28 protein-coding genes are annotated in these 25,773 nt (G+C 42.0%); 20 read left to right on the top strand and 8 right to left on the bottom strand.

Annotation, left to right across the window (positions count from 1 at the left end; genetic code table 11):
• The first annotated feature begins 106 nt into the window (after positions 1–106).
• Genes AAGU76_RS15780 through AAGU76_RS15790 form a run of 3 tightly spaced genes read left to right on the top strand, consistent with a single transcriptional unit; the run spans position 107 to position 1,715 of the window.
• Positions 107–493 (top strand): CidA/LrgA family protein, encoded by a 387-nt coding sequence (locus AAGU76_RS15780; RefSeq protein ID WP_342486484.1) that lies wholly within the window; start codon positions 107–109, stop codon positions 491–493.
• Positions 486–1,166: an LrgB family protein gene (locus tag AAGU76_RS15785; RefSeq protein WP_342486485.1), complete on the top strand. Its 681-nt coding sequence runs from the start codon at positions 486–488 to the stop codon at positions 1,164–1,166. Before AAGU76_RS15780 ends, AAGU76_RS15785 begins: the two co-directional genes overlap by 8 nt.
• A gap of 9 nt (positions 1,167–1,175) precedes the next feature.
• Complete coding sequence (locus AAGU76_RS15790; protein ID WP_342486486.1) at positions 1,176–1,715, top strand: GNAT family protein; 540 nt, start codon at positions 1,176–1,178, stop codon at positions 1,713–1,715.
• 91 nt (positions 1,716–1,806) lie between these two features.
• Here AAGU76_RS15790 and trxA read toward each other — a convergent pair whose 3' ends face one another.
• From trxA to AAGU76_RS15810, 4 genes are read right to left on the bottom strand one after another with little or no spacing between them, the layout of a single operon-like run.
• Positions 1,807–2,136 (bottom strand): thioredoxin, encoded by a 330-nt coding sequence (gene trxA / locus AAGU76_RS15795; RefSeq protein ID WP_342486487.1) that lies wholly within the window; start codon positions 2,134–2,136, stop codon positions 1,807–1,809.
• Positions 2,137–2,139: 3 nt separating this feature from the next.
• Positions 2,140–2,991: an NAD(P)/FAD-dependent oxidoreductase gene (locus AAGU76_RS15800; protein ID WP_342486488.1), complete on the bottom strand. Its 852-nt coding sequence runs from the start codon at positions 2,989–2,991 to the stop codon at positions 2,140–2,142.
• On the bottom strand, positions 2,991–3,443 hold the full coding sequence (locus AAGU76_RS15805) for a winged helix-turn-helix transcriptional regulator (RefSeq protein ID WP_342486489.1): 453 nt from the start codon (positions 3,441–3,443) through the stop codon (positions 2,991–2,993). The genes AAGU76_RS15800 and AAGU76_RS15805 overlap by 1 nt, the downstream gene beginning before the upstream one ends.
• Before the next feature lie 40 nt (positions 3,444–3,483).
• Positions 3,484–4,191 (bottom strand): cytochrome c biogenesis CcdA family protein, encoded by a 708-nt coding sequence (locus AAGU76_RS15810; RefSeq protein WP_342486490.1) that lies wholly within the window; start codon positions 4,189–4,191, stop codon positions 3,484–3,486.
• 227 nt (positions 4,192–4,418) lie between these two features.
• Between AAGU76_RS15810 and AAGU76_RS15815 the strand changes: the two genes are divergently transcribed.
• Entirely contained in the window at positions 4,419–5,285 is an 867-nt protein-coding gene (locus tag AAGU76_RS15815; protein WP_342486491.1) for a phosphatidylglycerol lysyltransferase domain-containing protein, read from the top strand.
• A gap of 302 nt (positions 5,286–5,587) precedes the next feature.
• Here AAGU76_RS15815 and AAGU76_RS15820 read toward each other — a convergent pair whose 3' ends face one another.
• Positions 5,588–6,397, bottom strand: a complete 810-nt coding sequence (locus AAGU76_RS15820; RefSeq protein ID WP_342486492.1) for a ZIP family metal transporter — start codon at positions 6,395–6,397, stop codon at positions 5,588–5,590.
• Positions 6,398–6,744: 347 nt separating this feature from the next.
• On the opposite strand from AAGU76_RS15820, the gene AAGU76_RS15825 reads away from it, so the two are divergent.
• The 12 genes from AAGU76_RS15825 (at position 6,745) to AAGU76_RS15880 (ending at position 18,235) form a co-directional block, all read left to right on the top strand.
• Complete coding sequence (locus AAGU76_RS15825; protein WP_342486493.1) at positions 6,745–7,695, top strand: ATP phosphoribosyltransferase regulatory subunit; 951 nt, start codon at positions 6,745–6,747, stop codon at positions 7,693–7,695.
• On the top strand, positions 7,692–8,333 hold the full coding sequence (gene hisG, locus AAGU76_RS15830) for an ATP phosphoribosyltransferase (RefSeq protein WP_342486494.1): 642 nt from the start codon (positions 7,692–7,694) through the stop codon (positions 8,331–8,333). The genes AAGU76_RS15825 and hisG overlap by 4 nt, the downstream gene beginning before the upstream one ends.
• Complete coding sequence (gene hisD / locus AAGU76_RS15835) at positions 8,317–9,600, top strand: histidinol dehydrogenase (RefSeq protein WP_342486495.1); 1,284 nt, start codon at positions 8,317–8,319, stop codon at positions 9,598–9,600. The genes hisG and hisD overlap by 17 nt, the downstream gene beginning before the upstream one ends.
• 24 nt (positions 9,601–9,624) lie before the next feature.
• Positions 9,625–10,671, top strand: coding sequence for a histidinol-phosphate transaminase (gene hisC / locus AAGU76_RS15840; protein ID WP_342486496.1), 1,047 nt, complete (start codon positions 9,625–9,627; stop codon positions 10,669–10,671).
• The gene (gene hisB, locus AAGU76_RS15845; RefSeq protein ID WP_342486497.1) at positions 10,658–11,236 is read left to right on the top strand and encodes an imidazoleglycerol-phosphate dehydratase HisB; all 579 of its coding nucleotides are present in this window, start codon (positions 10,658–10,660) and stop codon (positions 11,234–11,236) included. The genes hisC and hisB overlap by 14 nt, the downstream gene beginning before the upstream one ends.
• Positions 11,236–11,841, top strand: a complete 606-nt coding sequence (hisH, locus tag AAGU76_RS15850) for an imidazole glycerol phosphate synthase subunit HisH (protein ID WP_342486498.1) — start codon at positions 11,236–11,238, stop codon at positions 11,839–11,841. Before hisB ends, hisH begins: the two co-directional genes overlap by 1 nt.
• Before the next feature lie 36 nt (positions 11,842–11,877).
• Positions 11,878–12,594, top strand: a complete 717-nt coding sequence (gene hisA, locus AAGU76_RS15855; RefSeq protein WP_342486499.1) for a 1-(5-phosphoribosyl)-5-[(5-phosphoribosylamino)methylideneamino]imidazole-4-carboxamide isomerase — start codon at positions 11,878–11,880, stop codon at positions 12,592–12,594.
• 98 nt (positions 12,595–12,692) lie between these two features.
• Positions 12,693–13,451, top strand: a complete 759-nt coding sequence (gene hisF / locus AAGU76_RS15860) for an imidazole glycerol phosphate synthase subunit HisF (RefSeq protein ID WP_342486500.1) — start codon at positions 12,693–12,695, stop codon at positions 13,449–13,451.
• Between the two features lie 289 nt (positions 13,452–13,740).
• Positions 13,741–14,364 carry a bifunctional phosphoribosyl-AMP cyclohydrolase/phosphoribosyl-ATP diphosphatase HisIE gene (gene hisIE, locus AAGU76_RS15865; protein ID WP_342486501.1) on the top strand — a complete coding sequence of 208 codons (624 nt, stop codon included), beginning with the start codon at positions 13,741–13,743 and terminating at the stop codon, positions 14,362–14,364.
• Between the two features lie 195 nt (positions 14,365–14,559).
• On the top strand, positions 14,560–15,873 hold the full coding sequence (locus AAGU76_RS15870; RefSeq protein ID WP_342486502.1) for a trypsin-like peptidase domain-containing protein: 1,314 nt from the start codon (positions 14,560–14,562) through the stop codon (positions 15,871–15,873).
• A 198-nt stretch (positions 15,874–16,071) separates the two neighbouring features.
• Complete coding sequence (locus AAGU76_RS15875) at positions 16,072–17,559, top strand: HAMP domain-containing sensor histidine kinase (protein WP_342486503.1); 1,488 nt, start codon at positions 16,072–16,074, stop codon at positions 17,557–17,559.
• A 1-nt stretch (position 17,560) separates the two neighbouring features.
• Positions 17,561–18,235, top strand: a complete 675-nt coding sequence (locus AAGU76_RS15880) for a response regulator transcription factor (RefSeq protein ID WP_342486504.1) — start codon at positions 17,561–17,563, stop codon at positions 18,233–18,235.
• Positions 18,236–18,267: 32 nt separating this feature from the next.
• On the opposite strand, the gene AAGU76_RS15885 is transcribed toward AAGU76_RS15880, so the two are convergent.
• From AAGU76_RS15885 to AAGU76_RS15895, 3 genes are all read right to left on the bottom strand, one after another.
• Positions 18,268–18,921, bottom strand: coding sequence for a 3-oxoacid CoA-transferase subunit B (locus AAGU76_RS15885; protein WP_342486505.1), 654 nt, complete (start codon positions 18,919–18,921; stop codon positions 18,268–18,270).
• A complete protein-coding gene (locus AAGU76_RS15890; protein ID WP_342486624.1) occupies positions 18,921–19,574 on the bottom strand; it encodes a CoA transferase subunit A in 654 nt (217 codons plus the stop codon). Before AAGU76_RS15890 ends, AAGU76_RS15885 begins: the two co-directional genes overlap by 1 nt.
• Positions 19,575–19,661: 87 nt before the next feature.
• Positions 19,662–20,840 carry an acetyl-CoA C-acetyltransferase gene (locus AAGU76_RS15895; protein WP_342486506.1) on the bottom strand — a complete coding sequence of 393 codons (1,179 nt, stop codon included), beginning with the start codon at positions 20,838–20,840 and terminating at the stop codon, positions 19,662–19,664.
• Positions 20,841–21,109: 269 nt separating this feature from the next.
• On the opposite strand from AAGU76_RS15895, the gene AAGU76_RS15900 reads away from it, so the two are divergent.
• The 4 genes from AAGU76_RS15900 to AAGU76_RS15915 all read left to right on the top strand — a co-directional run bounded on the left by AAGU76_RS15900 (position 21,110) and on the right by AAGU76_RS15915 (position 25,721).
• Positions 21,110–22,795, top strand: coding sequence for a sigma 54-interacting transcriptional regulator (locus tag AAGU76_RS15900; RefSeq protein ID WP_342486507.1), 1,686 nt, complete (start codon positions 21,110–21,112; stop codon positions 22,793–22,795).
• A gap of 95 nt (positions 22,796–22,890) precedes the next feature.
• Entirely contained in the window at positions 22,891–23,091 is a 201-nt protein-coding gene (locus AAGU76_RS15905; protein WP_342486508.1) for a CLC_0170 family protein, read from the top strand.
• Between the two features lie 8 nt (positions 23,092–23,099).
• Entirely contained in the window at positions 23,100–24,632 is a 1,533-nt protein-coding gene (locus AAGU76_RS15910; RefSeq protein WP_342486509.1) for a spore germination protein, read from the top strand.
• On the top strand, positions 24,633–25,721 hold the full coding sequence (locus AAGU76_RS15915; RefSeq protein WP_342486510.1) for an endospore germination permease: 1,089 nt from the start codon (positions 24,633–24,635) through the stop codon (positions 25,719–25,721). It begins immediately after the preceding gene.
• The last annotated feature ends 52 nt before the right edge of the window (positions 25,722–25,773 follow it).

The following is a 25,773-nucleotide window of genomic DNA, read 5'->3' on the forward strand; positions in this document are numbered from 1 at the left end:
GAAATACTAATGGTAAAACAGTAGTGCCGATAAACATTAAGACAATAAAAAAAGATTTGCATTGCAGCAAACATACGTTATAATGATAAGAAGACCAGGAGGCATCATGATTAAAAAAATTCTTAAAATTTTAGTTCAAATAGCAATAATTTATTTAATTTACACGGCAGGAAATTTCATAAGCAGTGCGGTTAAAAACTACATAGTGATTCCCGGAAACATCATCGGTATGGTTATACTGCTGATTCTATTATCCACAAATGTACTTAAACTATCCGTCATAGAAGAAACAGGAAACTTCATGCTCAAATACATGGGTTTTTTCTTTGTCCCACTGACAGTGGGTCTCATGAATTCATACAGCCTCATCAGGGAAAGCATCCTGCAGGTTGTCGTGATTCTTTTTGTGTCGTGTGTTCTGGTAATGTTTGTTTCCAGCAAGGTTACAGACGTATTGATATCATACAGGGAAAGGAATAAATCAAATGGCTAGAGACATACTCACATCTTTGTTTTTCATAATCATGACGGTTGCTTTTTTTGCACTTGGTTTGAAGCTGAATAAAAAATTCAAAATAGCAGCGCTGAATCCCATAATGATTTCTGCGTTTTTGATAATAATATTGCTGAGCGTTTTTAAAATTCCGTACGAAAAATACAACATGGGAGGAAAGGTAATAGCAGGAGCCCTAGGCCCCATAGTTGTTGTGCTGGCCATTCCCCTTTACAAAAACAGGGAGGAGCTGAAGAAGAACTTCATCCCCATTGTAGGAGGAGTTACCGCAAGCATATTGGCGTCTTTTGCATCGGTGATTGCACTTTGCAGACTTTTCAACATAGACAGAACAATATTTTTGTCTCTTCTTTCAAAATCCATAACAACTCCCATGGCGGTGGAATCCACAAAGCTTCTGGGTGGAAATGAGGCAGTAACCATAGCTTCGGTTGTAATTACAGGCCTCATTGGGTCCGCAGTGGCTCCTATGGTTATGAAAGCAGGAAAAATCAAGAACAATGTGGCGAAGGGTATCGGAATAGGAGCATCCTCCCATGCACTTGGAACTTCAAAGGCTGTTGAGATGGATGAGGAAGTTGGAGCTGCCAGTGGCCTTGCCATAGGCGTGACAGGGCTCATGACAATCATATTCATAATAATTTTTGCTTAGGAGCGCATCATGATAAGCGGAAAAAATCTGATGTTGTCAAAAATTGAAAAACAGGATATGGATGAAATATACCTGTGGTTTGAAGACATGGAATTTTTGAAATTCTATGATTACTATCCTCCTGTTCCTCTGTCCAGGGACCAGGTAGACAAGACGTTTGAGGATTATGAAAAAAATGAGGAATCCATGGTGTTTGCTGTTAGGCTGCAAGAGGATGGAAAAATCATAGGTGTAGCAGGATATGACGATATAGTGAAGGAAAACAAGGTGGCTACGCTTTTCATAGGAATAGGAAACAATGAGCGGCGAGGCAAGGGTTTCGGAAAGGAAGCATTGAATCTGCTGCTTGGGTACGGGTTTGAAGGCTGCGGTTTTCACAGGATTCAGCTTAACGTACTGGATTTTAACAAAGGTGCCATAGCTCTTTATGAAAAAGCAGGTTTTAAAAGAGAAGGAACGTACAGGGAATTTGTTCTCAGAGACGGTAAAAGGTACGACCTTCATCTTTACGGAATGCTTAAGAGAGAATGGTATAAACAAAATATGTAAACAAAAAATGGCTTTGCATTTCAGCTTCTGACAAAATGCAATTTGTCTTAAAGCATGAAGGCTAAGCCATTTTTATATGGGAAATGCTTATTTATGCTGTGTGCTTGTCGAGCATCTTAGTGAAGGATGATAGCGGTTTTACGCCTATTTCCTTTGCTTCAACCTTGCCATCCTTGTAAAGTACAACGGTTGGAATGCTTTGGATACCGTAGCGGATGGATAATTCCTGGTTTTCATCCACGTCAACCTTTGCCACGGTCACTTTTCCTTCATATTTTTCAGCAAGCTGTTCTATTACAGGTGCAATCATTCTGCAGGGAGCGCACCATGTAGCCCAGAAGTCCACCAATACATATTTTTCGTCTGCTAGAAGCTGATCGAATTCACCTGTGCTTTTTACATATTTTATTTTTTCTGACATTTGTTAATTCTCCTTAATTTTATCTATTTCTACAGCTGCATGCTGTGCTGCAATCAGCCCTTCACTGACTGCCTTTGAAAGCTGCAGCGGCTTTCCTGTTATGTCGCCTGCGGCGTAAACACCGTCTATGTTTGTTTCCATATATCGGTCCACCGATATGAAGTTGCCGTCCATTTTTAGTCCGTCAATGAGGGAAGCGGGGGCTACGGCATCTCTCAGCATGAAGACAGCGTCAGTTGGAATTGTTTCCTCTCCTGCCTTGACAGCTTTTACCACATCGTCTCCGATTACCTGTGTCAGCGTACCGAAAACGTACTGGATATCTTTGCTGAGCTCTTCTGAATGGGGATTTCTGGATACAAATGTTACATTGACTCCGATGCTCTGAAGGTAGTTGGCTTCTTCCACGGCATCCTTTGACTGGTCCCACACCACTGCATTTTTTCCCCTGTACAGCATTCCATCGCATGTAGCGCAGTAGCTTACACCGCTGCCCAGAAGATTTGCTTCTCCCGGAATCTCCTTCACTTTGGAAACCCCCATGGACAGTATCACCTTTTTCGCCTCTTCAATTTCACCGTTTATATTGACCATGAAACTTTCGCCCATAGGAAGAATGTTTACAACCTTTCCTTCTTCTACCCTGATGTTCATAGCTTCTGCATGATCCCTGAATTTATCCATGAGCTCTTTGCCGCTCATGTTGTAGAAACCAAGATGGTTGTCAACCCTTTCTGCTTTTGAAAGATAATTATCCCTGTTCGAAAAAACCCTCACGGATTTTCCTCTTGTTACAGCATTCACGGCTGCGGATAAACCAGCCGGACCTGCTCCTATTACAACTATATCTACCACTATTGCTCCACCCCTTTTTCATTATTCGGATTAATAAGTTCTAGCTCCTGTGCAGTTACAAAGCTGCCGCAATCAGGACAGTAGTACCTGTGCTGCACCTGGCCGCCGCAATTCTTGTGAACCACCTGCTTGTAGCATTTGTTCAGATGCTTTTCCCCCCACATCATGAGGCTTGTAAACACGTCAACCAGATCAACCCCCTTTTCCGTCAGCGTGTACTTGTATCTCGGAGGATGTGACTGATAAAGCTCTCTCAGGACAAGTTCATCCGATTCAAGGGATTTAAGCCTCTCAGAAAGAAGGTTTGTAGGAATTCCTTCTAGTCCGTCCTGAAGATCCTTGTAGGTTTCGTTTCCTGTGAAAAGCTGGTGCAGGATTAACAGTGACCACTTGTCGCCGATTATGTTCAGAGTCTGCGCCAGGTTGCAGCGCATATTGTACTGGATTTTCATGTTATCTCCTTAATATGTTCATTCAATGTCTGTTGTTATTTCAATAGGCAAGGTATCTGCTCAATGTAGAAAATGTTCCTGTAAAAGTCATAATGCCTATTATTATCAAAATTATTCCTCCGGCCTTAATGGTGTATTTTACGAGATTTCTTTTTTCTTTGAAGAAATTCAGTGCTTCAGATGTGAAAAGACCAAGCAGCATGAACGGAAGGACAAAACCGAGGGCATATGTTAAAACCAGTATGTTTCCTGTAAATGCATTGCCGGAGTTAGCTGCAAGAATCAAGACTGAAGACAGTGCCGGGCCAACGCATGGAGTCCATGCAAAGCTGAACGTGAAACCCATAACGAATGCAATGAGCGGATTCATTTTTCCGCCAAGCTCGAGGTGGAATCTTTTCTCCATTTTTAGAAAGTCCAGTTTTATGATGTCAAGCTGCACAAGACCCATTGTTGTAATTATGATTCCTCCTATGCGTCCGAACGTATCTCTGTTGCGGCTGAAGAATGTGCCAAGTGCCGAAAATGAAAGTCCCAACAGGAAAAATACGCTGGATATTCCCATTATGAAGAACATCGTGTTCAAAAAAACAGTCTGTCTTTTGTAACGGATGGTACCATCCGGTGTCGCCTTGATTCCGTTGCCTGCCAGGTAGCTTACATAAACCGGTATAAGAGGAAGCACGCAGGGGGAGAAAAATGAAAGGAAACCTTCCACAAACACTAAAGCATGACTCACATTAGCCATCAATTCCTCCGCATTCAATATTTAACATCAAGATAACACAGTAACTTCATTTTGTCAAGTCACTTTAAAAAATAAATTAATTAATTATTGAAATTTTTTTTGAATGTGGTACTATAGTTTAAGTAATAAATATTTATTAAATTACAGATACCGCAAATAATAAGGTATATTGAATAGGAGATGATTTTATTTTAAATTTTAAATGCCTTGGAATAGAAGACAAAGAATTGATTGAAAAATACGTCGATAAAAACAAATTGGAATCCTATGAATATTTGTTTTCATCATTATATATGTGGCGAAAGCTCAACAACGTGAAATATGCCCTTGTGGATGATACGCTCATCATAGAGAAAAACGAGGAAGGAAAGGGAACATTTTATGCCCAGCCATACGGATACAAGAAAGAGAACCTCATAAGCCTTGTTGAGACCTTGATGGAAAGAAATCAGGATTATACGGACAGGGAATATCTTTTCGGAGATGTGGATGAAAACTTTTTAGAGGACCTGAAAAAAAACACAGATTTTAAAATCGAAGCATTTGAGGATGTCAACGACTTTGAGTATGTTTACAGCACAAGTGAGCTCATAGAGCTGAAGGGCAAGAAGTACCACGGCAAGAAGAACCATGTCAATTCATTTGAAAAATCATATTCATACGAAATAAAGACCATCAGCAGCGATAAAGTTATCAACGACTGCCTGGACCTCCTTCACAAGTGGCACGAGGAGGTTGCGGTAACCGTAGACAGGGAAATGCTCATGGAAATAGACGCAATAAAGGATTTGTTTAGAGAGCTTCACCTGTGCGACCTTCAGTCCATTGCCATTTACGTGGAGGGTAATCTTGCAGGATTTGCCGTAGGTGAAAGAGTAAACGATGAGATGGCTGTAATCCACGTGGAAAGGGGAGAAATCTCCTTTAAGGGAGTTTATGCATTTTTGAACAGAAAGTTTCTGACCGAAAGCTTTGCGGACACGGAGCTGGTCAACAGGCAGGAAGACACGGGAAATGAAGGTTTGAGAAAAGCTAAGCAGTCCTACCACCCGATTAAGATGGTAAAGAAGTATCTGGTTAAGGTTTCTAAATAAAAGCATGCTAACAAAATGAGTTTGTCATTGGGAGCAGCAGCGAAAATATCCTGATGTTGAAATTAGGGCTATAATAATTGAAATTTTATTTTTTCTTCCTGCTAACATTTTGGGAATTGTAACTTCAATCCGAAAAACAAAGGCACACAACCGCTACGCTAAGTGTGCCAAGACTGTTTTTCTCCTTTCGTACAATTCCACAAAATAGCGCTAAGTCTTAAAAAATAAAATTTCAATTATATATATTTTAAATATTACTTAAAGGAATCTTGCTAAAACGAGGGTTTCAAAGGAACTTTTTATTATCCCAGGGATACGTCCAGAACCATCATCAGGAGAAAACCGAGCATTGTTCCTATTGTTCCTGCATGAGAGTGCTCAAAGGACTGAGACTCAGGTATGAGTTCCTCCACAACAACGTAAATCATGGCTCCTGCTGCAAAGGCAAGCATCCATGGCATTATTCCCGCCACGGTTGAAACAAGCAGGGCGCCCACCACTCCTGCAGCCGGCTCAACTATCCCTGACAATGCACCATAAATAAAAGACCTGGTTTTAGAGAAACCCTCGTTCCTTAGGGGCAGGGAAATTGCTGCTCCTTCCGGAAAGTTTTGAATGCCCATTCCTAGGGCAAGGGCAAAGGCGCTCATGAGAGCAGCCTGTGAGTTTATTTGTGCTGCAAGTCCAAAGGACAAACCAACGGCCATTCCTTCTGGAATGTTGTGAAGTGTCACTGCCAGAACAAGCATGGTTGTGCGTTTGAACGAACTTTTCATGCCTTCCGGCTTATCCTGGTCAATGTGAAGGTGGGGAAGGATTTTGTCCAGAAAGTACAAAAATATTCCTCCTGCCACGAATCCTCCGGCAGCAGGGATCCATCCGGTCATTCCCTGCTCCTCCGCCATTTCAATGGCAGGTATGAGCAAAGACCACACTGAGGCTGCGATCATTACTCCTGCCGCAAAACCTAAAAACCCGTGCTGAACTTTCGGATTTACATCCTTTTTCATCAGAAAAACCATTGCCGATCCGGCAGCAGTGGCCAGAAATGTGAACGTGGTTCCTATAAGTGCCAGAGTCAGGGGGCTTAATGTCAATATATATTCAACCATAAAACACCTCTTTCCTAAATTTAACTATATCAACATGATGATGATTAGTCAACTGTGTACAGTCGTATTTCATATTTTATTTAAAAAAATGAAAAAGTATTATTGACAATTTATAATTATGGGAATATAATAAATTAAATTTTAGAGGTGTAATATGGATAACAGAACATTATACGCGCTTTGCGCACAATTGCATCATCATAGGTACAGAGTTTGTAAGTGAATTGATCAAGTTCACAGTTACAAGCTCTATTCGTCGTTTTGAAAAGAGACTTGTACCTGTGGTGAATAAATAGAATGCAGACCACCTGATACAAGTCAGGTGGTTTTTTATTTTAGGAGGAATTATGAATTTTTTAAATATTGAAGATGAAATGAAATACTTTCAAAAAATGTTTGTTCTGAGAAGGGACATAGAAAACTTTCTTTATGAAAAAGGCTACATGAACATAGAGCCATCCATATTTGAGGATTACGATGACTTCATAGGCGTAAATTCACGTATTGACAAAAGATCAACTGTGAAGCTTCTGGACAACAACAGTGAGATACTGATTTTGTCTCCGGATATAACAACAGGCATAGTGAATAAATTCATGCCCAGGTGGGAGCCTGGCTCAAGACTGAAGGTGTTCTACTACGGAAAGACATACAAGCACAACGGTATAGGCATAAAGGAAAACAGGGAAATGGGAGTTGAGATAATCGGAGAGAAGAATTCCGACACGGATGAGAACATCCTGTACACTGCTTCAAGAATCATAAGCAAGTACAGCAGCAACTACCTTTTTGAAATAGGAAACAGCAAGTTTCTTAAGGGCATCATGCAGTCATGTTCCTTCAAGAAGGATGACTACGAAAATATTCTTGACATTCTGTACCTTAAAAACAGGCAGGAGCTGAAGGATTATCTTTCAGAGCTCCCTTACAGGGAACCCATGAGCACGCTGGTGAACATATTCGACCTGGAGGGAAGCTTCGATGAAGTCATGGGGCAGCTTGAAGGTCTTTACACAAACGACCTTATGAGGCAGGGCATAGAAGAACTGGGAAAAATAAATGCATACTTCAAGGACAAGACGGATAAAATCACCTATGACCTGTCAATGGTGTCTGAGCTTTCCTACTATGACGGGACCATATTCAGAGGGTATATAGAGGGTTCCAACAAGGAAATAATCAAGGGAGGAAGATATGATTCATTCACGGAGCAGTACGGATACAAGATCCCTGCCATGGGATTTACCGTTGAGCTGGATGAACTCATAAAAGTCCTTTACAAGGAGGAGCAGAAATGAGTCTGACAATAGCAATACCAAAAGGGAGACTGGGAAGCCAGGCCATAGAAATGCTGAAATCCGCAGGCATCGGGGAATGCATAGATGAAAAGTCAAGAAAGCTTGTGTTTGACGATGAGGAAAGAAACCTTCGTTTTATGCTTCTTAAAAATTCTGATGTCATAACCTATGTGGAAAACGGAGTGGCTGACATAGGAATTTCAGGAAAAGACATGATAATGGAAAACAGCGCCGACATTTACGAGCTGTACAAAATGAACATAGGAAAATGCAAGATGTCTGTTGCCGGCATAAAGGGAAGGAAAATCTTCAAGGACGACACAATACTGAAGGTTGCTACGAAGTTTCCCGAGACTGCAAAGAAATACTTCAACAGCAAGGGTCAAAAAATAAAAATAATAAAACTTAACGGGTCCATTGAGCTTGCTCCCATACTTGGCCTTTCTGATGTGATCGTTGACATTGTTGAGACAGGAAACACGCTGAAGGCCAACGGCCTGGAGGTTTTCGAGGACATGTACGGCATCACTGCCGTAATAATTGCCAACAAGATAAGCTATAAGTTCAAACGCAGGGAAATAAAGGATACAATAGAGCTCATAAGAAAAGAGGATGAAATGTATGGTCAGGATAATTAAAAATGATGAAATTCTTAGATTTATAGAAGACCTTCAGCAAAGGAATGCCCAGGACTACGATGACGTGTATGAAACTGTTGACAGGATTCTGGATGATGTCAGAAAAAACAGGGATGAAGCGCTGAAAAGATACACCCTTGAATTTGACGGAGCCGACCTTGACCAAATGGAGGTATCGAGGGAAGAAATTGAGGAAGCCTTTAAAACCATAGACAAAGATCTTCTTGAAACAATAAAAAAAGCTAAACAAAACATAGAAGACTACCACATGAAGCAAAAAAGAACAGGCTATCAGTACAAACCGGAAGGAAAGGACATCCTCATAGGACAGCTTGTAAACCCAGTTGAAAAAGCAGGAATATACGTGCCGGGCGGAAAGGCTGCATACCCTTCCACGGTTCTCATGAACGCGATCCCCGCTAAGATTGCCGGAGTGAAGGAAGTAGTCATGATAACTCCTCCCCAGAAAGACGGAAAAATAAAGGATTCGATTCTTGTGGCTGCTTCCCTGTCAGGCGTGGACAGAATATTCAAGGCAGGCGGAGCCCAGGGAATAGCAGCCTTGGCATACGGAACGCAGACAATACCGAGAGTGTATAAAATAACAGGACCGGGAAACATTTTTGTTGCGGCAGCCAAGAGAAGAGTCTCAGGATTTGTAGGAATAGACATGATTGCAGGTCCCAGTGAAATTCTGATTGTGGCTGACGACAAGGCCAACCCTGCATATATTGCAGCGGACATGATTTCTCAGGCTGAACATGACGAGATGGCAGCCTCAATTCTTATAACCTATTCGCTGTCCTTGGCTCAAAAGGTCGCCGGGGAGCTTGAAAGACAGATAAACCAGCTGGAAAGAAGCGAAATAATAAGGAAGTCCATCAGTGGACAGGGAGCCATTATAATAGCAGACAGCATGATGCAGTGTATCGACCTGGCAAATGAATTTGCTCCGGAACACCTGGAACTCTTAACGGTCAACTGTTTTGACCTTTATAAACGAATTACAAATGCAGGAGCGATTTTCCTGGGAGAATATACTCCGGAACCTGTGGGAGACTATTTTGCAGGACCGAACCACACACTGCCCACAAGCTCAACGGCCAGATTTTCATCAGCATTATCGGTGGATGACTTCATCAAGAAAACTTCCCTTATCTACTACAGCAGGGAGGCTCTGAAGGAAAACAGGGATGACATAGTGCGGTTTGCAGAAAACGAAGGCCTCACGGGACACGCCAATGCCGTTAAAATCAGGAAGCTTTAACAGACAGAAATCAAAGGAGATATTATGATAAAACTAAAACCAAGCGTAGAAAAGCTGCAGGCTTACTTTGTAAATGACATTCCCTACAGGGTGAAGCTTGATGCCAACGAAGGAAGCAACTACCTTCTGAAGGATGGATTCAAAATAGACGATTTTAAGCCAAACCTGTACCCTGACAGCGACTCAAGTATCCTGAGAGAAAAGATGGCTGTCTACTACGGCTGCAAGGACGAAAACATCATGGTGGGAAACGGCTCCAGCGAATTAATAAATATGGTGATAAATGCATTCTGCGACAAGGGTGATAAAGTTTTGAGCTTTGTTCCTTCCTTCAGCATGTACCAGACATACTGCGACCTTTGCGGTGCCGAATACGTGGGCATAGAGTGTGAAAAGGACTTCTCGCAAAACATAGATAAGCTTATTGCTGAAGCAGAAAACATAAATCCTAAAATTGTCATCCTCTGCAGTCCCAACAATCCCACCGGATATGTGACCTCCAGGAATGAGGTTATGAAACTTTTAGACAGCGTGAAAAATTCGCTGATAATTTTGGATGAAGCCTACATTGATTTTTCTGAAAACTCAGCAGCAGATCTCATTGACAGGTACGAGAACCTGGTAGTAATGCGCACACTTTCCAAGGCATTCGGCCTGGCAGGACTTAGGGTTGGAGCCATGATAGCCTGCAGTGAAATGATAAATTATGTGTGGAAGGTCAAGGTGCCGTACAACTTAAACATTTTGTCCCAGTATGCGGCTGAAACGGCGCTGGAAAACATCCACAGGGTTAAGGATTACATCAGACAGGTAAAAGCGTTGAGGCAGGAACTGAGCAATTCATTAAAGGAACTAGACTTCATGGTATATGACTCAGGCTCAAACTTCATTTTTGTAAAGCCTCCTGTGGAAAACTTGTTTGAAAAACTCATGGGCTGTGGAGTACTCATCAGAAAGTTCAGCTATAAAGGTGAAACATACAACCGCATTACCGTGGGAACAAAGGAAGAAAACAGCATATTGATCGAGGAAATCAAAAACATAATGGAGGCGGAAAATGAGAACAGGTAAAGTAAGCCGCAAAACAAAGGAAACCGACATACTTGTGGAGCTGAATGTAGACGGCACCGGAAATCTTGACATTGACACGGGACTGGGATTTTTGGATCACATGCTTACTCTCTTTGGGTTTCACGGAGGTTTTGATCTTAAAATAAAGTGCAGGGGAGACCTGAACGTCGATTCCCATCACACATGTGAAGACATAGGAATCGCACTGGGGGAAGCTTTCAGGGAAGCGTTGGGAGACAAAAATGGAATTGAACGTTACGGATTCATGCTTCTTCCCATGGATGAAACTATGGCAAGGGTGGCATCGGATTTCAGCGGCAGGCCGTACCTGGTATACCAGGTGGAATTTAACAGGACCATGCTGGGACAAATGGCAACGGAAGATTTCAAGGAATTTTTCAGGGGATTCGTCAACAGCTCACTTACAACGCTCCATATAGGAGTTCTTTACGGTGAAAACGACCACCACAAGATAGAGGCTGTGTTCAAGGGTTTCGGAAGGGCTCTTAAAGCAGCCTGCAAAATCACATCAGACTGCCTGCAGTCCACGAAGGGGGTATTGTGATGCATGTTATAATAGATTATGGAATGGGAAATCTGGCATCAGTCCAAAGAGCCTTTGAAAAGCTCGGGTTGGATGTGAAGATAAGCAGCAGGGAAGAAGATTTAAGGACTGCAAAGTCGCTTATACTGCCGGGGGTTGGAGCCTTCAGGGATGCCATTAGGCTTCTTGATGAAACCGGCCTTTCCAAAGTGATTAAGGAAGAAGCAGCAAAAGGAAAGTACCTCATAGGAATATGTCTGGGAATGCAGCTTTTGTATGACAAGGGTTACGAATACGGCCAGTATGACGGATTGGGACTCATAAGCGGCACCGTTCAGTACCTGGACGTAAAACTCAAGGTGCCTCACATGGGATGGAACAACCTAAAGTTTTACAAGCAGGACCCCATATTAAAATACATCAGGGAAGACGAGTATGTTTACTTTGTGCATTCCTACTATGCTGTATCCGACAACTCCGAGTTGGTGGCATATTCAGAATATGAAAAAAATGTTCCGGCCATAGTCAGGAAGGACAATGTGTACGGCATACAGTTCCATCCGGAGAAAAGCGGAGACACAGGATTGAACATATTGAAGGCTTATAAGGAAATCATTGAAAATTGAGAAGGGAGAAGATGGTACCATGTACCATCGCAAGTTATGATATTATTTCCGGCAATAGACATTAAGGACAACAAGTGCGTGAGACTGACGCAGGGAAGGTTCGACCAGATGAACGTATACTCCGGTGATCCGGTTGAAATGGCCAAGAAATGGGAAAGCCTCGGGGCAGAGTACCTTCACGTGGTGGATCTTGACGGGGCAAAGGACGAAGGGTTCCAGAACAGAAAATCCATAGAAAAAATAGCAAAGGCCATTAAGATACCCATGCAGACAGGCGGAGGCATAAGAAGCGGTGAAAGAGTACAAAACCTTCTGGACATGGGAGTAAAAAGAGCCATAGTAGGGACAATGGCTGTTGAAAACCAGCAGCTTCTTACAGAGCTTGCATCTATGTACAAGGAACATCTGGCGGTGTCAATAGACGCATACAAGGGCAAGGTTGCAACCAGAGGCTGGCAAAACGTGGGCGATGTTGATTCTGTTGAAATATGCAAGTTTTTAGAGAGCATCGGAATCAGGACATTGGTTTATACCGACATTTCAAGGGACGGAATGCTTTCAGGCCCTAATTTCGAAGTGTACCAGGAGCTTTCACAGAAAACGAAGCTTGACATAATTGCTTCCGGAGGGGTAACTACAATTGAGGACCTTAAGAAGTTAAACGAAATGAAAATGTACGGAGCCATAATAGGAAAGGCTCTTTATGACAATAAGCTTGAATTTACACAAGCGTTGCAAGCAATTAAGAATTAAGAGTTAAGAATTATAAGTCAGAAAATCATTAATGATGATAATCAAGAAATTTGTCTAGATATATAAGAATTGATTCTTATTCAAAGGAGGGAGTAAAAATGCTGGCAAGAAGAATAATACCATGCCTGGATGTCAGAAACGGAAGGGTTGTCAAGGGCAAGAATTTCAAAGACATTCAGGATGTGGACGATCCTGCGAGACTTGGCAAATACTACAGTGACTCGGGAGCAGATGAACTTGTGTTTTACGACATAACGGCTTCAAATGAGGAAAGAAAAACATCGCTGGAATTTGTGCGACAGGTTGCACATGAAATAAACATACCTTTTTCAGTGGGAGGAGGAGTATCAACTCTGGATGATTTCAAATTCATCCTGAGGAGCGGTGCAGACAAGGTTTCAGTCAATTCGTCAGCTGTGAGAAATCCCAATCTCATAAAGGAGGCAGCTGAGCGTTTCGGAAACCAGTGTGTGGTGCTGTCAATAGATGCCAAGAAAAATGAACAGGGTTCGTGGAGTGTCTATGTAAAAGGCGGAAGGGAAAAGACGGAACTTGATGCCGTGGAGTGGGCTGTAAGAGGTGTTGAGCTGGGAGCAGGCGAAATTGTGGTCAACAGCATTGACGAAGACGGCATGAAGAACGGCTATGACCTGGAGCTTCTTAAAAAAATCACGGATGCTGTCAATGTTCCGGTCATCGCATCCGGAGGAGCCGGAAAGATGGAACATTTCCTGGAGGCCGTGAAATATGCAGATGCAGACGGAATACTTGCTGCATCAGTGTTTCATTTCGGAGAAATAAACATAATGGATGTGAAGAAGTATCTGAAGGAAAACGGAGTTGAAGTAAGGCTATAATACATGAATATAAGGTTACGAATAGTATAATAGTTGAAATTTTATTTTTTAAGACTTAGCGCTATTTTGTGGAATTGTTCGAAAGGAGAAAAACAGTTTTGGCACACTTAGCGTAGCGGTTGTGTGCCTTTGTTTTTCGGATTGAAGTTACAATTCCCAAAATGTTAGCAGGAAGAAAAAATAAAATTTCGAACTATTATAAACCTACTTATTAATGTAACCTAATTATAAAACTATTTATTATTATAAAACTATTTATTAATATAAAACTATGGAAGAAGGATTGCAAATGGATATTCAAAAAATACTTGACGAAGTGAAATTTGACCAAAACGGGCTGGTGGTTGCAGTTGCCCAGGACTGCAGCACCAATGAGGTCCTTATGGTTGCATATATGAACAGGGAAGCCCTTGAAACAACCTTGAAGGAAAAAAGGGCCTGCTATTATTCCAGAAGCAGGCAGTGTTTGTGGAGAAAGGGTGACACTTCAGGCCATGTTCAGAACCTGAAGGGGCTTTACTATGACTGCGATGGGGATGCCATCCTCATGAAGGTTGAACAGATTGGAAACGCGTGCCACACGGGAGCATATTCATGTTTTTTCAACAAGGTTTACGAGGACAGTGTCACTGACCAGGCAATACTTCAGCGTCTGTACAGCCAGATCATAGAAAGAAGAGACAATCCAAAGGAAGGATCATACACAAACTATCTGTTTGACAAGGGTCTTGACAAGATTTTGAAGAAGGTGGGCGAAGAAACAAGCGAAGTGATAATCGGAGCCAAGAACAAGAACAAGGATGAGCTGGTTTATGAGATGTGTGACCTTGTTTACCATGCAATGGTACTCATGGTAAGCGAGGGTGTTTCCATGGACGACCTGAAAACAGAACTTACCAAAAGGCACAAATAAAATTGAATTTATAAGAGCACAGGGTGCTCTTTTTTTTTCCAATTTTAAGTTTCAATAAAGAAATCGGTGATAATATATGAACAAGACGGAAGAATAAGAAAGTTCATAAAAACTTTACAAAATATTCACATTTCCATCACAATAAAAGGGTAGTATACAAACATAAATAGATTGATCATTGTAGGAGGAAAAATCATGGACGATAATGAAAGAAATTTGATTAATGAGGAAAATGAAAGTAATGAAAGTAATGAAAGTAATGAAAATAATGAAAATAATGAAAGTAACCAGAGCTACGAAAGTTTTGAAAGCCAACATAGAGAAACAAAAGACACGGATATAAATTTTATAATGCCAAGCTATGAACAGCCTAAAAAGGTAAAGAAGAGCAGGAAGAAATCATTCATGGGCTATGTGGCTGTTGCACTTGTATCAGCTCTCATAGGAGGTCTTTCAGGAGGTTACATCGCCACAAGCCAGCTGAACATGGCAGGAAACAGCCAGAACAATAAGACGGGTATAACTGCACAGGACGTGAACATCAACCTGACAGACGACATATATTTTGCTGCAGCAGTTGCAGAAAAGGCACAGAAGACTGTTGTTGGCATCACAACCGAAGTAACGCAGCAGTATAACACATTCTTCGGACCTCAGAGTCAGAAGGCTCAGAGCATGGGTTCAGGATTCATAGTTGATTCAAACGGATACATTGTAACGAACGCCCATGTTATTGGAGACGGAAAATACGACAGCATAACTGTTTCACTCATAGACGGCTCCACAGAAGTAGGTGAGGTTTTATGGTATGACACAACTCTTGACCTTGCCGTGGTAAAAATCAACAGAACAGGTCTTCCGGCAGTTGAAATCGGAGATTCCGATGCTCTTATGGTTGGAGAGCCTGCAGTAGCCATAGGAAATCCAATGACGCTGGACCTGGAAAGAACAGTTACACAAGGTATCATAAGCGGTCTGGACAGGTCAATAGCATTTGATGATGGTACAGTCATAGAACCGCTCATTCAGACAGATGCCTCCATAAATTCAGGCAACAGCGGCGGACCGCTTTTCAATGCAGAAGGAAAGGTAGTAGGAATCAACACTGCAAAAATGAGCACAGCCGAAGGTCTGGGATTTTCAATTCCTATAAACACTGCTAAACCAATAATACAAGAGATAATAGATAAAGGTACTTTTTCAACAGTATATGTGGGCATAACCGGGGTTGACGTTGAGACATACGAAAAGGCATTAGGCGTAGACGTTAAGGCGGAATACGGCGTCGTAGTGGTTGAGACCATGAACGGTTCTCCTGCAACAGCAGCTGGACTTAAGACAGGCGATGTAATCACGGCAATAGAAGGCGACAAGATTGAAAGCATGTCCGACCTGAAGAGAAACCTTTACGAATACAAGGACGGCGATAATGTTAAGCTAACCATAATCAGAAACGGCGAGGAACAGACTATAAGCATGACGCTTAAGACAAAGCCGGCAAACTTATAACAAAAATCAAATTTTCATAAAATTCTCCCTCAAGAAACAGGCTCTGCCTGTTTTTTGTATGACCAAATACAATTTGTGATTGAAATTGAGTTTGCAGAGACTAAAATTATCATAAAAACACGAATTTCAGTAAAAACTTCACTTATTTATCACAATTGTGATATATTATTGTTGTATACTAATGATTTGGAGAACAATATGAAGGTTAAATTCAGTTTAAAGAACAAACTGTTTCTGGTAATACTGTGCGTGTTGGTTTTCAACGTGGTATTGTCCTTTGCGCTGGGCAACACCATGTTCGACAAGCTGTATACCAATGATAAGATAAAAAAACTTAAAAGCGGTGTGGAAAGCATCAAATCAACATCTCTATCCGGAAACAAGGATGAGATGATAAACGAGATAATCAACTATGAATCTCAGAACATGACCATATGTCTGTTTACGCTTGACAAGGATACAGGAGAAGGAGAAATAGAATACTTCTCCAGGCAGAGATACTTTTCCACTAGTCCATTTGACAACGAAATAGTCCGCTTGATTGAGAAGATGTATGCAGAAGATGCTTTTACAAAGCTTGCGGATAACCAGTACTACATCCTGAATGAAGAAGATAGCGGCAGGCCGGATTCAAACATATCAATACTATCAAACATTGAGGGCAGCAGGTACGTCCTCATGCAGACGCCCAAGAAGTTCATAAGGGAAATTGCAGATTCTGCCATAAAGTACTCATTGTACATTTCAGTGTTCACGTTGTTGTCAGGAGCCGCATTCATTTACATCATCGCAGACAAGACTACAAAACCCATAAGGCAGATACAGCAGACTGCAGACAAGATAGCGAATCTTAATTTTTCACAGAGGTGCGACATACTGACCACCGATGAGATAGGCCTTTTATCCTTAAGCATCAACAATATGGCAGACAGGCTGCAGGAATATGTCACCAAGCTGAAGGATGATCTCATAAGGCAGGAAAAGGCCGATAAGATGACCAAGCAGCTCATAGCAAATGTATCACACGACTTTAAAACACCGCTTACGTTGATTATGAGCTACTCTGAAGCCATACTTGACATGGATGACATAGACGAAGAAACGAAAAGGGACTACCTTAATATAATAATAAACGAAGGCAGAAAGATGTCCGAATTCGTTCAGGAGCTGCTGAAGCTGTCGCAGCTTGAAGGAGGAATAATAAAGCTGGAGAAATCCAATTTCAGCATAAATGAAATTATTAATGATACGGTTAACAAGAATTCCATAATAGCCAGAGAAAAAAATGTGACCGTCGAAAAGGACATATCCCAGGACAGCATAGTGTTTGCAGATTACTTCCGTATAGAACAGGTGTTTCAGAATCTTTATGAAAATGCAATCAAGTACTGCAACGGCGGAGGAAAGGTGAGGGTTTCCACCCAAACAACAGGCAGTAAGTGCAGGATCAAGGTGTTTAATACAGGCAACCACATTGCAGAAGAGGATATTGAAAATATATTTATAAGCTTCTACAGGGCTGACAAGTCCAGAAAGAACATGGGGAGCTACGGGCTGGGACTTGCAATAGTGAAGGCTGTCATGGACATGCACAGGGAAAGGTACGGTGTCGCCAATGTGGATGACGGTGTTGAGTTCTGGTTTGAGCTGGAGAACGTGGAAATGAATTTTGAAGTGGAGGAATAAGATGGATACAAAAATACTGCTTGTTGAAGATGAAGACAACATAAGGAAACTTGTTGCAAACTACCTGGTTAAGGAAGGCTTCAATGTTGTGGAAGCCGCCGATGGTCAGGATGCCATAGAAAAATTTGACGGCGACATTGATTTTTCTCTTATCATACTCGATGTGATGATGCCCAGGAAGGACGGATACGAGGTTGCTGCCTACATCAGAAAAACTTCTGACGTGCCAATTCTCATGCTGACGGCCAGAGACACTGAAACCGATGAAATAACAGGGTTCAATGCAGGAGCCGACGAGTATATTTCAAAACCCTTCAGCGCTAAAATTCTCATGGCCAGGGTTAAGAACCTTTTGAGGAGGACATCCCAAAACAGCATGCAGGACATTGAAGCTGGGGGAATCGCCGTAAGGTACAGGGAAAGAATTGTGCTTATTGACGGAGAAAAGGCGGTTCTCACACCCAAGGAGTTTGACCTTCTTTACTACCTTCTTCAGAACAAGAACATAGTTCTTACCAGAAGCCAGATACTGTCCACCGTATGGGACTGGGATTATTTCGGGGATGACCGGACCGTTGACACCCACATAAAGTGTCTGCGGTCAAAGATAGGCGAATACGGTAAAAAAATCGTGACTGTAAGAAAAATAGGATATAAGTTTGAATGCGACAACTAAAAAACTGCCCGAGGGCAGTTTTTTTATGTTAGTTATGCAAAATTGTACTTTTTCACGTTTGGAGATACTGTTACTTTTGCTTCTGTAGCTGCAATTACATCTTCAACAGTTGTATCCGGTCCTAATTCTTCAAGAACAAGTCCGTCTTTTGTAACTTTCAGAAGAGCCATTTCAGTAACGATGTAGTTTACCTGTTCCTTTGCTGTCAAAGGAAGAGTGCAATGTTTCAGTATTTTCGGTTGACCCTTCTGGGTGTGGACCATTGCGATTATAACTGTGTTTGCTCCCACAACCAGGTCCATTGCTCCTCCCATGCCGGGAACCATCTTGCCCGGTATTTTCCAGTTTGCAAGGTTTCCTTTTTCATCTACTTCCATTGCTCCAAGAACTGTTGCGTCAACGTGTCCTCCGCGGATTATTCCAAAGGAAGTTGCACTGTCAAAGAACATTCCTCCAGGAACTATTGAAGAAGGCATTCCTCCTGCATTTACAAGCTCCCAGTCTTCTTCTCCTGCCTTTGGAGCAGGTCCCAATCCTAAAAATCCGTTTTCTGACTGGAACGTTATATCTATGTCATCAGGGATGTAATTTGCCACCATTGTGGGCAGACCTATTCCCAGGTTAACAACATCACCGTCTTTTAAAAGCTGCGCAACTCTTCTTGCTATAATTTCTTTTGCATCCATTATTTGTCCCCTCCTACAATGTAGTCAACGAATATTCCGGAGCACATTACACGGTCCGGATCGATTTCTCCCACTTCAACGATTTCATCTGCTTCTACGATTACAACATCGGCTGCAGCAGCCATAAGAGGATTGAAATTCTTTGTTGTTTTGTTAAAAACCATGTTTCCTTTCTTGTCAACCTTTGAAGCTTTCAACAGTGCAACATTGGCTCTCAATGGAAGTTCAAAAATATATTCCTGGCCGTTGATGACCTTTTTTTCTTTTCCGATTTCAGCTTCGGTTCCTATTCCTGTAGGTGTGTAGAATCCTCCAAGTCCGTTTCCTCCGCATCTTACTTTTTCAGCAAGGGTTCCCTGAGGTGTAAGAACAACTTCAGTTTCTCCTGAGTTCATCTGGTTTGCTGTTTCAGGATTTGTTCCAACGTGTGATGCTATCATTTTCTTGAACTGTTTGTTTACAACCATTTTGCCGACGCCTTTGTCCGGGAATCCGGTATCATTGCATATTAGTGTTAAATTTTTAACATTACTTTCCACAAGAGCATCTATTAAACGTTCCGGGGTTCCGTTGGCTAAAAATCCTCCTACCATTATCGTCATGCCATCCTGAACCTTTTCAGCGGCATCCTTAATTGATATTATTTTGTTAATCAATTCTATCATCCTCTCTATAATTATATATAATGTCAGGGAGAACCGATGGTTCTCCCGAACAATTCGTGTGTGTGAGTGTCTGTTTTATCTCTGAACAAGCAGTGCTGTTCCCATTCCTCCGCCTATGCACAAAGTTGCAAGACCTTTTTTAGCATCTCTCTTCTTCATTTCATAGATAAGTGAAACAAGTATTCTTGCACCTGAAGCTCCAATTGGGTGTCCCAGGGCAATGGCTCCGCCGTTTACGTTTGTGATTGACTCGTCCAGTCCGAGGTCTTTCACAACTGCGGCTGCCTGTGCGGCAAATGCCTCATTTGCTTCTGCAAGTTCGATGTCTTCAATTGTCCATCCTGCTTGTGCCAAAGCTTTCTTTGTTGCAGGAACAGGTCCGATACCCATGATTTTCGGGTCTACTCCGGCTGAGCCGTATCCTGCGATTTCGCACAGATATTCTAATCCTAATTCTTCAGCCTTTTCCTTGCTCATGATCACAATTGCTGCTGCTCCGTCGTTGATGCCTGATGCGTTTCCTGCAGTAACTGTGCCGTCTTTTTTGAAAGCAGGTTTCAGCTTTGCCATCTTATCAACTGTTGAGCCGTGTCTTGGGAATTCATCCGTATCGATTACAACCGGATCTCCCTTTTTCTGAGGAATTACAACAGGTACTATTTCCTCGCTGAATCTTCCGCTCTTCTGAGCTTCTTCGGCTCTGTTCTGACTTTGAACGGCAATTCTGTCCTGTTCTTCTCTAGTGATGCCCCACTGCTCTGCCACATTTTCTGCAGTTATGCCCATGTGATACTGGTTGTATACATCGGTTAGACCGTCATATACCATGTAGTCAATAATTTGTCCGTCGCCCATTCTCTGTCCCCATCTTGCTTTCGGGAGAAGGTACGGGGCATTCGTCATGCTCTCGCATCCTCCGCAGAGAATAACATCGCATTGTCCGCTTTCCACAAACTGAGCTGCCATGCTTACTGCCCTTAAGCCTGAGCCGCACACCATGTTGATGGTCAATGCCGGTACTTCATTTGGAATTCCTGCACCAAGTGTAACCTGTCTTGCTACGTTTTGTCCAAGACCTGCTCCAAGCACATTTCCGAAATATACTTCTTCTACTGACGATGGTTCAATTCCTGCCCTTTTAATTGCTTCCTTTGCTGCAATAACACCAAGATCCACTGCTGATAGAGGTGATAATGATCCTCCGAAGGAACCTATTGGTGTTCTTGCTGCAGAAACGATAACTGCCTTTCTCATAATTTGCCTCCTAAATTTTAATACAAATTTATATTAGCAAAATCCGTGCCAATATGCTGCGATAAGATGGAACCGTTGATATGACTGAAAAGGTTCATATTATGTCCAAGATTTGTGTCTTGTATTATGCAGAAATGCATATTCAGCATATGTATTTGTTGCAAGAATGCATATGAGGTAGTATAATTGAAACAATGGTACTTACAATATATCAAATTGTTTATTAAATATCAATCGTTTTGTGCAAAAATTTACTGAGGAGGCGAAAAATGGACTTCAGAAGCATAGAATTAAACATGGGTTTTGTGATTACAGACGATAAGTTCAACATTTTGCATTCTAATAACTATTTTAAAACAAACATATGCAGGAACAACGAGGATATTCTGAACAAAAAAATTACGGTATTTTTTAAGGATATGAAGGTTGATAAGGATGATGACCTGTATTCTGTAAAATACCTGGACGGCTCCGTGTACTATGTCATTCACAACGATCTGAAGCTGCAGGGCAAGGAATTCTATGTGTTTTTCTTCTATGACTTTTCCCTGGGAAGTGAGCTTGAAAAGCAGATTTTGAGGCTCAGCAGCCAGCAGTATCTTTACAATGAAATGCTGAACAAGCTTAAGGACGGTATTTACATAACTGATGATAAAGGAACAACAACATATGTGAATGATGCTTTTCTGAACTTGTCGGGACTTACAAGGGACCAGATAATAGGGAAGACGGTATACGACCTGAGGAATCAGGATATCCTGCCCAATTCATGCTGTGCCAAGGTAATAGAAACAAACGGTCCGGTATCCACAATCAACAACTACTATAAGGGACAGAGGTGCCTGGTATCTGGCTCTCCCATATATGATGAGAAGGGTGATCTTGCAAAGACCATAGCTGTAATAAGAGATGTGTCAGAGCTTGACGTGCTGATGAAAAACATCACCAAGGAGAAAAACCTTTACGTTAAAAACAGCCAGATAGAGAACAAGTCTTCAAAGGATCCTGTTGTTGTCATAAATAACTCTAAGATGAAGAACATTTACGCCAGGGCCAGGAAGATTGCAGATGTTGAAAGCACAGTTCTCATTCTGGGGGAAACAGGTGTTGGAAAAGACTTTATAGCAACATATATCCACAGCATCAGCAACAGAAGAAGCGGAAAATTTGTCAAGATAAACTGCAGCGCTGTGCCTGAGCATCTATTGGAATCCGAGTTTTTCGGATATGAGGAAGGAGCATTCACGGGAGCACAAAAGGGAGGCAAGAAAGGTCTTTTCGAAGAGGCAAACGGAGGTGTCCTGTTTCTTGACGAGATAGGAGACATGCCTTATACGCTGCAGGTAAAGCTGTTAAGCGCTCTTAACGACAGGATGTTTTACCGCATCGGGGGTACAACAGCCGTGGAATTCAACGCCCGCATAATAGCAGCCACCAACGTGGATTTAAAAAAACTGGTGGAGGAGAAAAAATTCAGGGCAGACCTCTATTACAGGCTCAACGTAGTAACATTCGTCATACCTCCCCTGAGGCACAGGAAGGAGGACATCATTCCTCTTGCTCAGCAGTTCATAGAATATTATAACAACAAGTACGGAAAGAACTGTTATTTCACAACTGGATGTCTGGAGCATTTTCTGGTTTACGAGTGGCCGGGAAACATCAGGGAGCTGAAAAACATTATAGAGCGCCTTGTGTTGATGACCGATGATGCTGCCATTGACACAAATCTGTTCACTGAAAACATGGTGCTGAATGATTCGGGGATAGCCTCAGCCAACAGCCTGTTTATCTCCGACAGCAAGACACTGAAGGAAAAGATAGATGACTATGAAAAGGAAATAATAGAGACAACACTGGCGACCTCAAAAAACATGAAGGAGGCTGCCGCAAGGCTGGGCATCGACTTATCCACACTGGTAAGGAAGAAACAAAAATATGATTTAAAAGAATAATAAAACCGCGCAGGCGGTTTTTTTATTTGTGAAATATTCCTTTTCTATGAATAAAATACCTTCAAAATGCAGATATTACATGAAGGAGGAGAGACATGTTCTTTATAAACGAGCTGAAACACATAATAAACACGGAAATAATAATTATTTTTCTGGCCATCAGCTGCATTTTGATTTTCAAGACCAGCAAGGACCTTAAGCGCAAAAACTACCACAGGGATTACAAAATAGTGCACTTTACGGGAATTGTATATGGAATCCTGGCTATTGCAGCAGCTGCGGCAATATACATATAGGTGATGATATGGATGAAAAAAAACAAAACAAGAATAAACAGGATGAACAGGATCTGAGTCAGGTTAAGGTTGATGCTGACATCAAAAAAAATGAAGCTGTATTGAAGGAATTGTTCAAGAATGCCGACGACATAGTCTTCCGAAAAATTGAAGGGGGACAAAACAGGAAAGTTAAAATGTTGCTCACATATGTTGATGGAATGACAAGCAAGGAAGCCATCAGCGAATATGCCGTTCAGAATCTGATGATGAACATGGATTTGAACAGCCTGGAGAACAGTCCGGAAACGGAGCTTCAAAATGCCGTTGCAAAAACCAACATATCAATACTTGAAGTTCAGGTGCTGATAACTCTAGGGGAATGTGTGGACAAGATGCTTTCCGGAGAAACGGTGCTGTTCATAGACACCTGCAGCAAAGCAGTGATGCTTTCCTCAAGAGGATGGCCCATGAGGGGAATACAGGAGCCTGCTGCCGAAACACTCATCAGGGGAGCCAGGGACGGCTTCGTGGAGACCATGAAGGTCAACATTACTCTCATCAGAAGGAGAATAAGGGATCCAAAGATGAAGGTGAAGTACACTCAGGTGGGAACCCGTTCGAAAACTGACATAGCAATACTGTACATAGACGACATAGTCAACAGGACGGTTTTGGAAACCGTGGAAAAAAGGATAAAAAATATAGATATCGAAGCAATTCTTGAAAGTTCATACATTGAAGAAATGATTGAGGACGACAGTTACTCACTGTTTCCGCAGATTGAAAATACTGAACGTCCGGATGCGGCGGCTTCTGCCCTTCTTGAAGGAAGAGTGGTCATTGCTGTGGACAATACACCAACCGTACTCATAGCACCTGCTATTTTTGTTTCATTCATGCAGTCCTCGGAGGACTACTATGAAAGATGGCTGCCTTCCTGCATCACACGATTGATAAGATACCTTGCTCTTCCAATAGTGATGCTTCTGCCGGCGCTGTACGTGGCTGTAACCCAGTTTCACCCCAACATGCTGCCTACGCAGCTGGCCCTTTATGTGGCGGCTTCCAGGGCAAATGTACCGTTTCCTCCATATTTCGAGGCTTTGTTGATGGAACTTGTAATAGAGCTGGTAAGGGAAGCATCTATGAGGATAACAACTCCGGTAGGCTCCACAATCGGTCTGGTTGGAGGTCTTGTAATAGGTCAGTCCTCGGTGGAGGCAGGTCTCATAACTCCGCTTGCCGTAATAATCGTGGCACTTACAGCCATTGCATCCTTCACAATTCCAAGCTATAACTTCAGCACAACGCTGAGAGTGATAAGATTTGCCTTTATTATACTTGCGTCCGTATTCGGTTTGTTCGGGATATCCATAGGCTTAAGCATCCTCATCATTCACCTTTGCACGCTGAAAAGCTGCGGTATTCCATACATGACTCCTCTTTCAACGTTTGTTGAAAACAGAAGGGATTTAAGGGACACAGTCATAAGGCCTAAAATCAAGAATATGGTGCGCAAGCCCAAGTATCTGCATCCGGAAAAAGAAAAGGGGAATTAAATGTTCAATCAGGATATTACACCTTATCAAAATCTGTCAGTCCTTGTACTGGTTTCATTTGCATTTCAATCGCTGCTTATGCCGGTGATACTGTCTGAAATAGACGGTCCCGTAGGCTGGATTTCCATAGCCCTGGCTGCCCTTATACTGTATCTTGCTGTGAAGCCGATAAACAGGATGATGAAAAGCTACAGCGAAGAAACAATAATAGGAATTTCAAACAGGCTCTTTCCGAAATTCATTTCAAGGGTAATCGGAGTATACTACATCTTTATGTTCCTGATTTCAAACAGCATACTCATGAAGGATTTCGCCGAACAGATAAAGCTGATGATGCTTTTTCGAACTCCCATCAGCACAATAATTGTTGCAATACTTCTTACGGCCATATACGCAGCCAAAAAAGGAATGCAGACCATCGCCAACATAACAAACATTGCAGTGATAACAGCTCTGGCGCCGTACCTGCTCATAATAGTATTTTCAACATACTATGCGGACTACACCAACATATTTCCCATATATCCCGCAGACGTTGCAGGAATTGCCAAGTCCGTTCCCTTAGCCATGCTGGGATTCTTCGGATTTTCCATAATGCTGTTTTCAAACAGCAGGGTGTCCTTAAAGGAAAAGAATGTGCTTCTCAACAGAAGGTTCATCCTTATAAGCGCAGTGATATACATAGCGTGTTATCTGCTGATCATTGTGAAGTTCGGAATGAAGGAGGCAGTGAACATGGTCTGGCCATTCATATCCGTAATGAAGTTTGTGAACATTCCGGGGTTCTTTTTTGAAAGCACTGAAATAGTCGGGCTGTGCTTTCAGATTATAGTCACATTCACCTGCATCTGCGTCCTGGCATATTTCACAAACCTGGCAATGCAGGAAACTTTCCATACGAAAGAAAACGGGTACTTCATATTCATACAGATACCTATTTTGTACCTGATGGCAGCAGCTCTTCCCGGAATGTACATGATGTTTCCATACATACGAATTCCAGTTTATGCACTGAGTGCGCTGAACTTTTTGATACCGCTGCTGGCAGCGCTTACAAACAAAATTCAATTAAGAATGAAGAATGAATAATTAAGAATGATGGTAGAATTTGTGCTTCAGCACAAATTCTTCAATTAATTCT

This window comes from Sedimentibacter sp., assembly GCF_038562225.1.
In the GTDB taxonomy this organism is placed as follows: domain Bacteria; phylum Bacillota; class Clostridia; order Tissierellales; family Sedimentibacteraceae; genus Sedimentibacter.

What these genes read in the sequence shown, in the direction of transcription:
- AAGU76_RS15780 (WP_342486484.1), top strand. Translation starts at nt 107, where the DNA reads ATGATTAAAAAAATTCTTAAAATTTTAGTTCAAATAGCAATAATTTAT.
- AAGU76_RS15785 (WP_342486485.1), top strand. Translation starts at nt 486, where the DNA reads ATGGCTAGAGACATACTCACATCTTTGTTTTTCATAATCATGACGGTT.
- AAGU76_RS15790 (WP_342486486.1), top strand. Translation starts at nt 1,176, where the DNA reads ATGATAAGCGGAAAAAATCTGATGTTGTCAAAAATTGAAAAACAGGAT.
- trxA (WP_342486487.1), bottom strand. Translation starts at nt 2,136, where the DNA reads ATGTCAGAAAAAATAAAATATGTAAAAAGCACAGGTGAATTCGATCAG.
- AAGU76_RS15805 (WP_342486489.1), bottom strand. Translation starts at nt 3,443, where the DNA reads ATGAAAATCCAGTACAATATGCGCTGCAACCTGGCGCAGACTCTGAAC.
- AAGU76_RS15810 (WP_342486490.1), bottom strand. Translation starts at nt 4,191, where the DNA reads ATGGCTAATGTGAGTCATGCTTTAGTGTTTGTGGAAGGTTTCCTTTCA.
- AAGU76_RS15820 (WP_342486492.1), bottom strand. Translation starts at nt 6,397, where the DNA reads ATGGTTGAATATATATTGACATTAAGCCCCCTGACTCTGGCACTTATA.
- AAGU76_RS15825 (WP_342486493.1), top strand. Translation starts at nt 6,745, where the DNA reads ATGAATTTTTTAAATATTGAAGATGAAATGAAATACTTTCAAAAAATG.
- hisG (WP_342486494.1), top strand. Translation starts at nt 7,692, where the DNA reads ATGAGTCTGACAATAGCAATACCAAAAGGGAGACTGGGAAGCCAGGCC.
- hisD (WP_342486495.1), top strand. Translation starts at nt 8,317, where the DNA reads ATGGTCAGGATAATTAAAAATGATGAAATTCTTAGATTTATAGAAGAC.
- hisC (WP_342486496.1), top strand. Translation starts at nt 9,625, where the DNA reads ATGATAAAACTAAAACCAAGCGTAGAAAAGCTGCAGGCTTACTTTGTA.
- hisB (WP_342486497.1), top strand. Translation starts at nt 10,658, where the DNA reads ATGAGAACAGGTAAAGTAAGCCGCAAAACAAAGGAAACCGACATACTT.
- hisH (WP_342486498.1), top strand. Translation starts at nt 11,236, where the DNA reads ATGCATGTTATAATAGATTATGGAATGGGAAATCTGGCATCAGTCCAA.
- hisA (WP_342486499.1), top strand. Translation starts at nt 11,878, where the DNA reads ATGATATTATTTCCGGCAATAGACATTAAGGACAACAAGTGCGTGAGA.
- hisF (WP_342486500.1), top strand. Translation starts at nt 12,693, where the DNA reads ATGCTGGCAAGAAGAATAATACCATGCCTGGATGTCAGAAACGGAAGG.
- hisIE (WP_342486501.1), top strand. Translation starts at nt 13,741, where the DNA reads ATGGATATTCAAAAAATACTTGACGAAGTGAAATTTGACCAAAACGGG.
- AAGU76_RS15870 (WP_342486502.1), top strand. Translation starts at nt 14,560, where the DNA reads ATGGACGATAATGAAAGAAATTTGATTAATGAGGAAAATGAAAGTAAT.
- AAGU76_RS15875 (WP_342486503.1), top strand. Translation starts at nt 16,072, where the DNA reads ATGAAGGTTAAATTCAGTTTAAAGAACAAACTGTTTCTGGTAATACTG.
- AAGU76_RS15880 (WP_342486504.1), top strand. Translation starts at nt 17,561, where the DNA reads ATGGATACAAAAATACTGCTTGTTGAAGATGAAGACAACATAAGGAAA.
- AAGU76_RS15885 (WP_342486505.1), bottom strand. Translation starts at nt 18,921, where the DNA reads ATGGATGCAAAAGAAATTATAGCAAGAAGAGTTGCGCAGCTTTTAAAA.
- AAGU76_RS15895 (WP_342486506.1), bottom strand. Translation starts at nt 20,840, where the DNA reads ATGAGAAAGGCAGTTATCGTTTCTGCAGCAAGAACACCAATAGGTTCC.
- AAGU76_RS15900 (WP_342486507.1), top strand. Translation starts at nt 21,110, where the DNA reads ATGGACTTCAGAAGCATAGAATTAAACATGGGTTTTGTGATTACAGAC.
- AAGU76_RS15905 (WP_342486508.1), top strand. Translation starts at nt 22,891, where the DNA reads ATGTTCTTTATAAACGAGCTGAAACACATAATAAACACGGAAATAATA.
- AAGU76_RS15910 (WP_342486509.1), top strand. Translation starts at nt 23,100, where the DNA reads ATGGATGAAAAAAAACAAAACAAGAATAAACAGGATGAACAGGATCTG.
- AAGU76_RS15915 (WP_342486510.1), top strand. Translation starts at nt 24,633, where the DNA reads ATGTTCAATCAGGATATTACACCTTATCAAAATCTGTCAGTCCTTGTA.